We start from the raw sequence: 13,154 nt of genomic DNA, 5'->3' as shown, positions 1-13,154 counted from the left end.
CGGCCCAGCAACCTCGCGCGAGGTAGCTGGGCCGCCGTCAGGTAGTTCTGGGAGTGTCAGAGGGCGATGGCTTCCCGGATCTTAGTGACGGCCTTCTGCGCCGTTCGCTGTTTGATGAGGCCCTCTTTTGCATGGGCGGCGATCCCCAGGATCGACTCTCTCCGGTCGAGCACGACGATGACGTAGGCCGGATTCATCGACGCGAAGCCGGATCCGATGACACCGCGGATGGTGACGACAGGGTTGTCGGTCGCAGGAGTGTGTGCGGACACCAGCTGAGTCATCTGATTGAGAACGCGTTCGGTCTCATTCGGTGGAACTTCGATGACGGCGTGATGGGTTTCAGTCTTCAGCCGCTTCGCCGACCACTCGGCACCGAGTCGACCGGTACCGAAGACGCTGCTGCTTTCGCCCAGTGATCCCAGCAGGCTGGTCAGAACCGCGTCGACCTCTGGATCGTGAGGAACGTCCATCGTTACCTCCTCCTCATGACTACGGGCCCTAAATACTACGTGACGGCGGCCCAGCAACCTCACGCGAGGTTGCTGGGCCGCCGTGAGGTAGTAATTAGAGGGGGAAGAAGGATTTGAGCTCGGTGCTGATCGAGTTCAGGCGCTCCGTCAGGGCCGGTTTCAGCGAGGCGCTGGCCGAGGCGGTCGGCAGGCGCACTCCGGCGCTGGCCGCCGCGCGGGCGTCGGCCTCGGCGGCAGCTTGGATTTCCGAGGGTTCGGCGACGACCTCGAGGTAGCATTTCAGTTTCGGTTCGGTGCCCGAAGGACGCACGATGACCCGCGAGTTCGACTCCGAGAGGAGCAGGATTCCATCGGTCGGGGGCAGCCCCTCATATCCGGCAGACAGGTCGTGGACCTCTGCGACGGGTGAACCGGCGAGAGTGGCCGGGGGGTTCTCGCGCAGCTTCGCCATGGCCGTGGCGATGAGTGAGACATCGTCGAGGCGGAAGGACAGAGGAGCGGTGGCGAAGTATCCGTCGCGATTGCGGATGCGATCGAGCTCGGCGTCGATGCTCGACCCCTCGGCCTTGAGCCGTGAGGCCAGCGCTGCGAACGTCACAGCGGCAGAGATACCGTCCTTATCACGCACTGCAGCCGGGTCGACGCAGTAGCCGAGTGCCTCCTCATAGCCGAAGACGAGTCCGGCCACGCGGGAGATCCACTTGAAGCCGGTGAGCGTGCTCACCGCTCCGAACCCGTGGCTGGCAGCCGCTGCCGCCAGACCGCGGGAAGACACGATCGAGTTCGCGAAGACAGGGGCATCTGCACCCTCCGCGTGATGAGTTCCCTTAGCCAATCGGGTCGCGGCGTCCTCGCCCAACAGCAGCCCCACCTCGTCGCCGGAGAGCTGACGGTAGCCGATGGCCGCCGACTCATCCGGGATGGCCGCGGAGAACCGGTCGGCATCCGGATCGTTGGCGATGATGAGTTCGGCACCGACCTCACGGGCCAGGGCGAACGACTCATCGAGTGCCCCGGCTTCCTCCGGGTTCGGGAACGATACCGTCGGGAAGTCTGGATCCGGGGCCTGCTGGGAGGCCACCGGGTGGAGGCTCGTGAACCCGGTGCGGGTGAGGGCCGCCTCGGCGACTCCGGCACCGACACCGTGCAGCGAGGTGAGCACGATCGAGAGATCCGACTCCGCCCGCACGCCCAGATCGTCGATGCGCGACAGGTAGTTCTCAACGATCGACTCGTCGAGGTGCTCCCACCCGGACTCCGCACGTGACACAGACGCCACGGACTCGACTGCTGAGATCTTTTCGGCGATGAGCGCATCGGCCGGGCTGACGATCTGCGCTCCGGCACCGGCAAGGGCAGCAACAGGGTCTGACTCGATCGCTTGCAGAGGACGTTGTCCCAGGTAGACCTTGTAGCCGTTGTCAGCTGGTGGGTTGTGGCTGGCCGTGACCATGACTCCGGCGTCGGCGTCGAGATGCGACAGCGCGAAGGCGAGCAGCGGGGTCGGCAGCTGTTCAGGGAGCTGAATCGCGACACCGCCGGCGGCGGTGATGACGGCAGCAGTATCGGCCGCGAACTCCGAGGACTTGTACCGGGCATCGCAGCCGATGACGACCTGAAAACCCTCCCCGACGGTGTCTGCCAGGAATGCGGCCAGTCCGGCGGCGGCACGGATGACCACGGCCCGGTTCATCCGGTTCGGGCCGGCGGCGATCTCGCCGCGCAGACCGGCCGTGCCGAAGACGAGGGGACCTGAGAACCGGTCCTCGAGATCGGCGATCGCCGCCTCGTCGCCGCTCTCGGCCTCGGCGAGGATGTGCTCCAAGGAGATGGCCGTCTGCGGATCGGGGTCGTCGGCGATCCAGGCACGGACCACCTCGGCGTCGAATCCATTCGTGAAGCGGTCGGCTACGCGGGTCATATGAGGTCCTTTGCGAATTCGCGGTGGCGGGGCGGGGGAGTGCGGAGCGGGGCTGGCCGTCTCAGAGATTCGCGACGATGTCGGCGAGCAGTCGGGAGATGCGTGGGGCGGCCGCGGCTCCGGCTTCGATGACCTCTGCATGGGAGAGCGGGGTCTCCTGGATGCCGGCGGCGAGGTTCGTCACCAGCGAAATTCCCATGAGTTCGAGCCCGGCCTGACGTGCGGCGATGGCCTCCAACGTCGTCGACATGCCCACGAGATCCGCACCGAGGATCCCGGCCATGCGCACCTCGGCGGGGGTCTCATAATGAGGTCCGCGGAACTGTGCGTACACGCCCTCGTCGAGCGTCGGGTCGATCTCCTTGGCGATGGCCCGCATGCGTGGGGAGTACAGATCGGTGAGATCGACGAAGTTCGCGCCCTCGATCGGGGAGGTCCCGGTGAGGTTGATGTGATCGGAGATGAGCACCGGAGTGCCGGGCGCCCAGTTGCGATTGAGTCCGCCGCAGCCGTTCGTCAGCACGAGCGAGGAACAGCCGGCAGCCGCGGCGGTGCGCACACCGTGGGCGACCGCCCGCACACCTTTGCCCTCGTAGTAGTGGGTGCGCGATCCGAGGACGAGCGCATGCTTGCCGCTGGCTTCGATGCGCACCGTGCGCAACGTCGCACCGTGGCCTTCGACGGCCGGAGCGTGGAATCCGGGAACCTCTGCCGCGGAGATCTCGGCAACGGTTTCGCCGAGGAGGTCCGCCGCCCCGCCCCAACCGGAGCCGAGGACGAGCGCGATGTCATGCGATTCGATGCCCGCGTTCGCGTTGATGGTCGTGGCCGCGGCGTGCGCGGCGGCGGTAGGATCGCTTAAGTCAGTCATGACGCCAAGATTATCAAGTTCCCCACCGCCCAAGGAGCGAGCACATGCCGATTCGAGAGCTGAACGACGGTGACGATCTGCGCCTGAATGAGGTGTTCGCCGATGCGACCACCCCGGCCGGTCATATGGCCAGGTCCCTGTTCCGTCCGTCCTCGGATTCGCCGTTGACCCGCTCCGTCATCGTCGAGGTGGTCCCCGAGGTTCCCGTCGGAGCCGCCGCGATCGCCGAATCCCCGCTTCACCCCTACCGGGCGTGGGTCCACGTCGAGGTCGCCGCCGAGGAACAGGGACATGGTCAAGGGCGTGAACTCTTCGACGCAGTGTGCGCGGAGACGCGGGGAACCGCGCTCGAAGGCCTCGATCTGCGTGCCCGTGTGCACGCCGGCAGCCCGGGAGAGGGCTTCGCGCAGGCGCTCGGGTTCACTCCGCTGACAACGACCCGCGTGATCCGGGTCCCCGCTGGTGCTCTGCCTCCGGCCGGCGGCGGTCGGGCCGAGGACCTCGAGATCGTCGCCACCGGTTCGGTGAAGCTGACGAAGGCATTCCTCGCCTGGTACACCGCCGTCAACCGCGACGATGCCGTCGGCCCGCTGACCATCGGACAGGTGAATAGCGCTTTCCTCTCCGAAGCGGCCGGAGCTCATGGTGCTGCGCTGCTGAATGGCGCTGCCGGGACCGCCGAGGCGGGTGGACTCAGCGCTTTCGCCGTGTCCTATGCGCGGGAAGCCGATGAAACCGCCGGTGTTCTGCCCTCGGCCGGCGAACCGGGTGCCGGAGATACCGTCGGGGACGGCAGGGCCACCGTCGATCAGATCGACGAAGAACCGCCGACCGAGCTCATCCTCGGGTCGATGTTCGAGACTCGCGACGATGCCGCAGACACCACGGGGGAGGACTTCGCCGCGGCCGTCGCCGATGCCGAACTCCTGTTGGCCAGGCTGTCGGTCGACGCCGATGTCGTCATCGAGGTCACGAGCGGAATGCCCGTGATCTCCGCGCTCGCCGATCGACTGCTCGACTCCGGAACCGCCACCGAGCTCTACCGCTACGAGACTCTCTCAGGACCGCCTGCCGACGTCAGCTGACTCACGCTCGACTCCTGTCGGGGCGAAGAGTCGGATGGGGCGGGCCTGGTCCTCGGTGACGAACCAGCCCGTCCCCGGCAGCCCGTCGAGCGGGGCCCGTCGCAGCACTCCGAGCCCGGTGAGATCTTGCCTGGTATGTGCACCGAGCACGAGCAGCGGTCCGAGACTCTGTGCCTTGGCCAGAGAGGAACCATAGCCGGGAGTGAACCGTGTCGGCACAGTGAGCACATGGAATCGTCCGTCGAGCAGATCCCAGTCGGTTGGTTCCGATTCCATGTGCACATCATCGTGGACAGAGACCCCGCCGAGGCGGTCCACATACGTTGCGAATCCGGTCTTGCCGCTCTGCGGAGAACCGCGAACGGTGAGCACCGAACCGACCCGCCGCGGATCCCACACCACGAGGTCGTCGAAAGCATCAACGCCGACCGGGATGCAGCCCGGCATACCGCCGCAGGGTTCTTCGCCCACGCCCACGGGTTGGTCAAGCCCCCGCCAGCGTGGAGCGAACCCCTTGCGGGCCTCCGGAATGCCGGGTGGTCCGCTGAGAATGCTCGCGCCCGCCTCGGACATCGACGAATCAAATCGTGGCGCGTCACCGGGTACGAACTGCACATCGGCACCGCCCCCGCCAGCGGCCTGCGCGCGGGGACCGCGGATGACGGCGCGGAGATCCGGCCACGAACCGGCGAATCGCTGCCGGCTGAGCCCGACGCCCGTTCCGTCTTCGCCGGCCTCGGGCGGAAAGATGACCTGGGTGGAGAAACGAGCGCTTCTGCTCGTCATATTCCGGCACCCGGCGAGCAGGAACACGAGATCCGATTCGGCACCATGTCCAAGGAGACGTTCGGCCCGTTCGGCCCAATAGTGGTCGAGCGAGTCGACGAATTCGGCCCAATTGCTGCAGACGAGCAGGCTCGGTGGCTGTCGGCTCTGCCTCGGCCCAGTCGAGGATTCTAAGCTCTCACCGTCGTGCGAGAATCTGCTCGGGTCCCCACGGACCGCGAGATGGTCGAGAACCGCCTGAATCTGCCAGCCCGAGCTCAATCCGCAGCTGATCTCGGCCCAGTCGAGGACCGCGGCGATCCTGCCGATCGCGATGATCCGTCGGGTCGGAGCGGCAGCTCGTGCCATGGTCGCAAGCACGGATTCCACGGTGTCCGGGCTGCCGCCTGTGAGGATCGTGGAACCGTCCACGTCGGGGTCGAATGTCCACGTCTGCTGCCGTTGCTGACTGGGAACATCGATGATCCCCGTGACTGTCGGCGCGAGTTCACTACCTTCCGCCACCGGTCCCGCAGGGGAAGTGGCCAGCTCTTCAGGTTCCGGCAGGGGCGGCAGCACCACCTGCCGGTGAGTCGAAGCGTCCTCGGCCCCGGCAGTGTCGTGAGCCGCGGCGATGATGTTGTCGACGTGAACGCCGTGGGCGCCGCTGGCCAGGGACGGAATCGGCCCCGGGACCCAGGGACGAACGCGAGGGCGGAAGGCCGCCTCGGCGTGGGCGTCATTTCCGAACGGAACCGCCACGCGGAACTGGGTGACGCTGATCCCGGAGTCCAGACAGGCGGCGCCGGGCTTGTCCACGGGCAGGAACGCACCCGCCTCGGATCCGATGACGTCGAAGGAATCGGTCTCATCGCGCACTCGCAGGCACACGCGAATGTTGATGTTCGCCTTCATCTGCCCGGTCACGACGCCCATCGGGCGCTGAGTGGCGAGAATGAGGTGGACGCCGAGGGACCGACCGAGAGCTGTGAGGTGTTCGAGCAGGTCGGCGGCGCGGGGATGGGTGGCCATCAGCGCATGAAACTCGTCGATGACGACGACGAGTCGTGGTGGAGGGTCGGCGAGATCGGTGACATCGGCACACCCGTGGTCGGCCAACAGCCGCTCCCGATGGGTGATCTCGGCGCGCACGGAGACGAGAGCGCGAAAGGCGAGACCGGAGTCGAAATCGTCGAGCACACTGTCGGTGTGCGGCAGATCCTGCAGTGGTGAGAACGTGGCCCCGCCTTTGAAGTCGATGAGGACGAAACGCAGTCGCCGAGGCGGCTGTGCCAGGGCCATCGACAGCAGCCATGTCTGCAGGAGCAGGGATTTTCCGCTGCCCGTGGTGCCGGCGACGAGAGCGTGAGGACCGTCGGAGAACAGATCGATGCCGACGTCGCCGTCGGTTCCGCGCCCGATCGGCACCGGCCCCGAGGCGGGAGACCGCCACCGTTGTCGGATGGCCTCGGGCGCATCGTCGCAGAGCTCGCCGAGCCCGTGGTCGGGCCAGGTGCGGGGTCCGGTTTCGGTCGAACGGCCACAGTGCAGAGTGACGAATCGTGCGGCCGGCATGAGAGTAGCGACGAGTGCCCGTCCCGGCACCGGGCCGCCGGGTGCGGTCGACGACGTGGTGCGTGCCTGCGCGAGAGAGCCCACCGTCAGCGAGACCGCGGAGCCGGCATGCGGGGCGGTGAGCGTGAGCACGGCGGGGTGAACCGCCTCGTCGAGGGTGATCGAGATGGGATCGTCGATGTCGGCTTCTGAGCGGGACTCCGACCTGATCGTGGTCGATGCGTGCTCGGCGGAGAACTCGGTGCCTGCCAATTCCGGCAGCAGTGCGAGTTCGGGACTCGGTCGCCACCTGAATCGCCGGTCGGACAGCCAGGCGAAGGCCATGGTTCGCAGGACTGCGGGCGTTCCGCTGACGGTGACCGTGGTCGTACGTGGATCGATGCGGACCGGCATATCGGTGCAGACGACACGACCGTCGACGTGGTCTGTTCCATGCTGCAGCCGTTCGTCGATGGTGAGATCGCTGAAGACCGTCCCGAAACCCAGACACAGACCAGGGGACGAGAAGATCATGTGTCTGCGAGTCGCCTCGAGGCGGCTCAGCCTGGCCCGCGCCTCGGCCAACGCCTCGTCACGGTCAAGTCGGCATTGTGCGCTGTCGCGGGTGAAGCGCTTCTTCTCCACCACGTAGGCGACCCACCCGGAGAGCGGGGCCGAGACGCTGAAGAGCAGGAACCACCACATTCCGGTGGCCACGGCCAGCACCACGCCGATGCCGACGGGGATGAGGAACGTCCACCACTGTGGGGGTCTGGCCGGCCGAGGATCGTCGACCGTATTCGGGGCGATGTGGATGTCATTGCTGTGGTGCAGCGGCGGGGACCGGATCGGCGGAGCCGAACGGGCAGCCGAGGAAGAAGAGCCGGCCGACGAACCGTCTGCCGGGCCCGGTGCGAGCACAGTCGCACCCAGAGCTACGGCGGGCCCAGTCCCCGTGGCATCGAGTCGCAGCGGCTGAGGGGCGCGGGAAATGCTGGGGTCGATGATGGTCAGGCAATCGGGGTGGGGCAGTCGAGACAAGCGAGCCCGCCGTGGGTCGAGCGTCAGGGTGAATCCCGCATCCGGTCCTGCCAGGACGGACACGCTCGTCCGCGCGGAGTCGGCACAGTCGTCGGTGGTGCGCAGAACATTCGCTCCAACGACGGTGATGGGATTGAGTCTCTGCCAATGACCCCAGCTGATCGACTCGATTCTGTGGTTGTCGAGCCGGTTGCCGACGACCAAGTCCTGGGAAGTCAGCTCCGCTCCGAGGGCAGACCGGAAGACCTCGAAGGCCGGTTGGGCTGATTCGGCTTCGATGCTCATGCTCGTGACGGCTCCGTTCGTCTCAATGCAGTGGATGAGTCCCAGGGTTCTCATGCCCACAGACTCACCGCGAGCGCATGGCTTGGGCAAGAGCGAGAATGCGCCCTGTGGATACGCTTTGGGCATCCACAGCCTCAGGATGCGTAAGTGGAGCCTGTGCCCACAGAAATCGGCGTCGAAGTGGAGACGGCTCGGGTTGATCAGTCGAGACGCAAGGCGCCCCGGGCATAAGCGGTGGCATGGAGGTCGATGAGGCCGGGGACGAACGGTGAGAGCAACGCCGGAGAATAGCGGGCCTCGATGCGGATGCGCACCGAATGCGTCCCATCCGCATCGGCGCTCAACCGCAGATTGCCCATATCCTTCGGAGTCGGCACCGCGTCGAGGTACCGTCCGGCGGCGCGTTTGGCCGCCGGAGGTGAGAACACGAGACCGGGATCGTCACCGGGAGCCGGTTCGAACGAGTCCGAGGCCGCCAGCGCCGCAGAATCGGCCAGCCCCTGCAGCTCTCGGCGGGCCATGTGCAGGTCGGTCAGGGCAGCGATGAGGAAGGCGAGCAGCAAGGCGATGACGACGAAGCCGATCGCCAGCGGCGTTATCGACCCGGCATCCGAATCATGATCCGACTCCTGACCGCGCGTCGAATCCTCACATCGCTCCAAAATGTGCTCACCCGTGGTCGACATATCACTGATGTCCTGTGGCGACGACGTCGGTGTGGTTTGCGCGCAATGTGATGTGCGGAGACCGGTCGGAGCCGAAGAGGAGAGGGAACCCGGGCAGCGACACTTTCGTCTCGACTCGTGCGGTGACGAGAGAGCCGGCCTGTCCACAGGGTCCGGTGCACGAGTAGGTGATGGAAGTCGGCGCATCCCGCAGCCCAAAGTCCGCGAAATGCATCTTCGCGACGGCATGGGCGCGAGCCTCCGAGGGGTTCGCGTCGCGGGCGGCGATACGTGAGGCCGACATCGCTGCCGAGGTGGTCGCATAGCTGGCGGCCTGCAGCTGAGAGAGGGTGAGCATGAGGTAGATGACCGGAATGAGCAGGACGATCGAAGCGAAGATGAACTCGATGACCGCCGTTCCCTCGTCTCTGTCGTCGGTCGCGACTCCCTGAATGACCTCGGCTTCAGTCACGGTCGATGTCCTCGACGATGGATCGACCGCGCAGGTCCCAGACCTCGGCGGGCCCCCACAGCCCGAGGATCGGCAGTGGGGTCGTCACCCTCACTTCGACGATCTCGACAGCACCGCGCTGTGACCTCGAGACAGTGACCTTCTGGGCATAGCGCTCGCCCACGGACACTCGGATGAGGTCGCGGGTGAGCTTCTGCCCGTCGCGCGGAGTCTGATCGGCCAGGCTCGCCTGCCTCGCCCCGGCGATGGCGGAATCGATGACAGTGTTGCGGACGTGGATGACGAGACCGATCTGCAGGGCTCCGGCCAAGATGAGGGCCAGCAGCGAGGCGATGAGTGCGAACTCGGCGACGGCGGATCCCGAATCGCTGCGCTCGCCTGCCTCCGTCATCGAGGCAGCCCTCCTCCGACTTCCCGGTAGTGTCTCGTCGCCACTGGTCACAGCTGGGTCACCCGGCCCCGCGGACCTTGTTCATCGCGTCTTGGAACATCGAGGTGAAGGCCTCGCCGGCCAGAGCCCACAGCGCGACCACCAAACCCGCAGTCATCAGGGTGATGAGGACCCAGCCGGGAACGTCCCCGCGGTCTGGTCGGTCGACATCGGCGGTGAGATTTGAGTCGATGTCGGTCTCGGCCGCCTCGGTGATGGTGGTTCCTCCTCGCGGAGGAGGACCCGGGATGAGCCCGAGCATGAGCGGGACGAGGCGGTAGGTGAACTGGCGGAACATCGTGTCTCCTTCATCGGCGAGGTCGAGGTTTCGATGCGCGTGGTCGGTAGTGCGGGACTGGCTGTGGGAGCGGGCGTGGTCGGCGGTGCGGAGTGCGGTCGTTATGGACTGAGGTCGAGGACTGTCAGGGACGGGAAGACGGCGAAGATGACGGTGACGGGAAGCACGAATACGACAACCGGCACGAGCATTCCGATCTCTTTGCGACCGGACAGTTCGAGCAGCCGCCGTCGGGACTGTTCGCGCACGTCAGCGGCTTGGGAGCGGAGTACTTCGGCCAGCGGGGTGCCGCGGGTCATGGACACGGCGAGGCCGTCGACGAACTGGACGATCTCGGGGATGGCGATGCGCGTGGCCATCCCATCGAGCGCTTCGACCAACGGTGTCCCGGTGCGGGTGGCGGCCAGGGCTGCACGGAGTTCGTCGATGAGGTCGCCGGAGCAGGTGCGGCACACGCGTTCGAGAGCCTCCACGATTCCCTCACCGGCGGTGATGGACAGTGCGAGGAGTTCGGCGACGGTCGGGAATTCGGCGAGCACACGGGATTCGTGGCGGGCGATGGCTTGGCTGAGTCGCCAATCGTTGAAGACGTGACCGGCGATGCCGCCGCTGATGACGAGGATGACGGTGACGATGGGGGAGAAGCCGCGTTGCGCCGACAGTGCACCGCCGAGACCGCCGGCGACGATCATCCCGACGAGAATGCTCAGCACCTGGCTGATGCGGAAGCGTTCGATCGTGGCATTGCCGCCGAGGCGGTCGATGCGCAGCCGCAGAGTCGCATCCGTGGTGATGCGCGACGTCACCCACAGAGTCGAACCGATCAACCAGGACTTCAGCAGCCCCCAGAACCCCTCGGTGCGCGGGGTCGGCGGAGCATAGATGTCGACCAAGGATTCCTGATCCCGCAGATAGGGAGCGATCCGCGATGACAGAGTCGGTCTGCGCAGCGGCGGGAGGGAGAGGACGAAGACACACAGGGCGAAGCCGTTGAAGAGTCCGAGGGCCAGGACCGACAGGGGCTCGCCGAGGAGGCTCATGCCGCCCGTCCGTCCGCAGCGTCTTCGTCGTCGGCGGAGAATCCGCCACTCGCGCCGGCGCTGCCCGCGAAACGTCGGTGGGCGGCGCTGAGTGAGGATCCCTCGATGACTCTGGGTTCGGACGGGAGCCGACCGATGCGCTTCATCGCCTGATACGCCAACAGAGAGACGACGAAGCCCGCCGCCAGGAGGATCAGACCCGTTCGGGAGTTGTATGCCACCGCCGTTTCTGGTCGCGTGGAGAGGAACGCGAGCACCACCCACGGTGCGGCGACGGCCAGTCGGGCGCCGTTGACCGTCCATTGCTGCCGGGCGGAGAGCTCGTTGCGGGTGCGGGCATCGTCGCGGACGAACTGAGCCAAGGCTCGGAGCATGGTGCCCAGATCGCTGCCGCCGACCTGCCTGGTGACGCTGAGCGCGACGACGATGCGGTCGGCCACCGGGTCGGCGCTGACTTGCCGAAAGCGCTCCAGCGCCAATGCGAACGAGCCGCTGGCCCGATATTCCTCGGCGAAGACTTCGAACAGCGGTCGCAGCGGTTCGGGTCCGCGATGGGCCAGAGAGCTCAGGGCTTCAGGCAGGGACAGACCTGCACGGACACCGGAATTGAGATGGTCGAGAGTCTCGGGCCACAGCTCCCGCCGCATCACCTGTCGGCTCCGCGCCCGATGCTGCAGCGCCCGATGCGGCAGCCAGGAGGCGAACAGACCGAAGCACAGCGCGATCGCCCACGATCCGGTGAGCACTGTCGCGACGACCGCGACGACACAGAACGCTGCGACGGAGATGAGCAGCAAGTGGGCCGGCCGCAGTCTGGGGAATCCGGCCCCGGTGAGCATGTCATCGAGTTCGCGCACCCACCGCGACTGGGTCCGCTTGCCCTGCGGTCTCCGCCACAGCGACATCCAGATGAGGAACAGTCCTGCCCCGAGGCAGGTACCGATGAGCAGAGCGGACTGCGAATAGCTCATGCCGCCTCCAGAATGGCGTGAAGATCGCGGCCGATGGCCGCAAATCGCTCGCCGAGGTGGCCGAACCCCTGACCGCGAACGAGCTGTCCTCGTGGCGAATGGAAGATCGTGTCGAGTTCGACGACGTCGCCTTCGACTCCGCCTGGCACAGCGCAGATCTCATCGACTCGGCGCGCTCCGGACGGGTCCCTGCGCAGGTGGACGACGATGTCGAGGCTGACTGCGACGGTGGGCACGACGAACGACGAGGAGATGTTCGCCCCGGCCAGAAGGGGCAGAGTGCAGATCTTCGTGATCGCCGCCCGAGCGGAGTTTGCGTGCAGGGTCGACATTCCGGCCAGACCCGAGTTGAGCGCAATGAGCATGTCGAGGCTTTCGGCTTCACGGACCTCGCCGACGATGATGCGCGTCGGTCGCATGCGCAGCGCCTCTTTGACCAGGGCGCGGAGGGTGACTTCGCCAGTGCCTTCCAACGACGGCTGGCGGCACTGCATGGGAACCCAGTCGCGGCTGGGCAGATTGAGTTCGAAGACCTCTTCGCAGGAGATCGTGCGTTCGCGGGCCGGAATCGATCCGGCCAAGGCATTGAGCATGGTGGTTTTGCCGGCCTGAGTAGCCCCGGAGACGAGGATATTGGCACCGCACGCCACCGCCGCATCGAGGAACTCGGCGGCCCCGGGAGTCAGCGAGCCGTGAGCGACGAGGTTGGCGAGGTTGCGCGGCCGGGCGATGAACTTGCGGATATTCACGGCCGGGTGGATGCGAGTGATATCGGGCAGCACGACATGCAGCCGGGATCCGTCGGGCAGGATGGCGTCGACAAATGGCTGCGATAAGTCGACGCGGCGCCCCGAGGTGCGCAGCATCCGCTCGATGAGGTCGTCGAGTTCGCCCGAACTCAGCTTCGTTGTCGTCAGCTGGTGGATTCCGTCGACGGCGATGAAGACCTCACTCGGGGAGTTCACCCAAATCTCTTCGACGTGCGGATCATCGAAATAGTCCTGCAGGGCACCGAAACCCGACAGTTGATTGTCGATATGCCGAAACGTCGCCTCTTTGTCCTCGAGCACCGGGAGATCGGCGACGAGGCTCCGCTCATCGTATTCGGCGATGACGGTGCGAATGAGCTCGCGAGAGCGCTGAATATCGGCGCGGGGATCCACATCGAGATCTCTGATCCGCTTGTGAACCTCGCTGGTGATGACTTCGGTGGCTTCCACTTTGAACCTTTGCCCGATCATTCAATTGACAGCGTGATTTGCTGTTTAACCTATCTGTAGTCG

General features: G+C 66.1%; 12 protein-coding genes. 1 reads left to right on the top strand and 11 read right to left on the bottom strand.

Annotation, left to right across the window (positions count from 1 at the left end; genetic code table 11):
* Positions 1-56 precede the first annotated feature (56 nt).
* The 3 genes from AC3CD9_RS09815 to AC3CD9_RS09805 form a co-directional block, all read right to left on the bottom strand.
* Positions 57-473: a hypothetical protein gene (locus AC3CD9_RS09815; protein WP_488367441.1), complete on the bottom strand. Its 417-nt coding sequence runs from the start codon at positions 471-473 to the stop codon at positions 57-59.
* A gap of 94 nt (positions 474-567) precedes the next feature.
* A complete protein-coding gene (locus AC3CD9_RS09810) occupies positions 568-2,394 on the bottom strand; it encodes a phospho-sugar mutase (RefSeq protein WP_488367440.1) in 1,827 nt (608 codons plus the stop codon).
* Positions 2,395-2,455: 61 nt separating this feature from the next.
* Positions 2,456-3,265 (bottom strand): purine-nucleoside phosphorylase, encoded by an 810-nt coding sequence (locus AC3CD9_RS09805; RefSeq protein WP_488367439.1) that lies wholly within the window; start codon positions 3,263-3,265, stop codon positions 2,456-2,458.
* A gap of 44 nt (positions 3,266-3,309) precedes the next feature.
* Here AC3CD9_RS09805 and AC3CD9_RS09800 point away from each other — a divergent pair, with 44 nt between their 5' ends.
* Positions 3,310-4,350, top strand: coding sequence for a GNAT family N-acetyltransferase (locus tag AC3CD9_RS09800; protein WP_488367438.1), 1,041 nt, complete (start codon positions 3,310-3,312; stop codon positions 4,348-4,350).
* Here AC3CD9_RS09800 and AC3CD9_RS09795 read toward each other — a convergent pair.
* The 8 genes from AC3CD9_RS09795 to AC3CD9_RS09760 all read right to left on the bottom strand — a co-directional run bounded on the left by AC3CD9_RS09795 (position 4,324) and on the right by AC3CD9_RS09760 (position 13,091).
* Positions 4,324-8,049, bottom strand: coding sequence for an FtsK/SpoIIIE domain-containing protein (locus tag AC3CD9_RS09795; protein WP_488367437.1), 3,726 nt, complete (start codon positions 8,047-8,049; stop codon positions 4,324-4,326). The two genes, AC3CD9_RS09800 and AC3CD9_RS09795, sit on opposite strands and share 27 nt — an antisense overlap.
* A gap of 146 nt (positions 8,050-8,195) precedes the next feature.
* Positions 8,196-8,681 carry a pilus assembly protein TadG-related protein gene (locus AC3CD9_RS09790; RefSeq protein WP_488367436.1) on the bottom strand — a complete coding sequence of 162 codons (486 nt, stop codon included), beginning with the start codon at positions 8,679-8,681 and terminating at the stop codon, positions 8,196-8,198.
* 1 nt (position 8,682) lies between these two features.
* Positions 8,683-9,132 carry a hypothetical protein gene (locus AC3CD9_RS09785; RefSeq protein ID WP_488367435.1) on the bottom strand — a complete coding sequence of 150 codons (450 nt, stop codon included), beginning with the start codon at positions 9,130-9,132 and terminating at the stop codon, positions 8,683-8,685.
* A complete protein-coding gene (locus tag AC3CD9_RS09780; RefSeq protein WP_488367434.1) occupies positions 9,125-9,523 on the bottom strand; it encodes a TadE/TadG family type IV pilus assembly protein in 399 nt (132 codons plus the stop codon). The genes AC3CD9_RS09785 and AC3CD9_RS09780 overlap by 8 nt, the downstream gene beginning before the upstream one ends.
* Positions 9,524-9,581: 58 nt before the next feature.
* Positions 9,582-9,860 (bottom strand): hypothetical protein, encoded by a 279-nt coding sequence (locus AC3CD9_RS09775; protein WP_488367433.1) that lies wholly within the window; start codon positions 9,858-9,860, stop codon positions 9,582-9,584.
* A 101-nt stretch (positions 9,861-9,961) separates the two neighbouring features.
* Entirely contained in the window at positions 9,962-10,900 is a 939-nt protein-coding gene (locus AC3CD9_RS09770) for a type II secretion system F family protein (RefSeq protein ID WP_488367432.1), read from the bottom strand.
* A complete protein-coding gene (locus tag AC3CD9_RS09765) occupies positions 10,897-11,871 on the bottom strand; it encodes a type II secretion system F family protein (protein WP_488367431.1) in 975 nt (324 codons plus the stop codon). The genes AC3CD9_RS09770 and AC3CD9_RS09765 overlap by 4 nt, the downstream gene beginning before the upstream one ends.
* Positions 11,868-13,091: a TadA family conjugal transfer-associated ATPase gene (locus AC3CD9_RS09760; protein ID WP_488367430.1), complete on the bottom strand. Its 1,224-nt coding sequence runs from the start codon at positions 13,089-13,091 to the stop codon at positions 11,868-11,870. Before AC3CD9_RS09760 ends, AC3CD9_RS09765 begins: the two co-directional genes overlap by 4 nt.
* Positions 13,092-13,154: the final 63 nt, after the last annotated feature.

It is taken from the genome of Brevibacterium sp. MGP-B1, from assembly GCF_057766545.1.
This window is presented reverse-complemented; position numbering and strand designations above follow the sequence as displayed.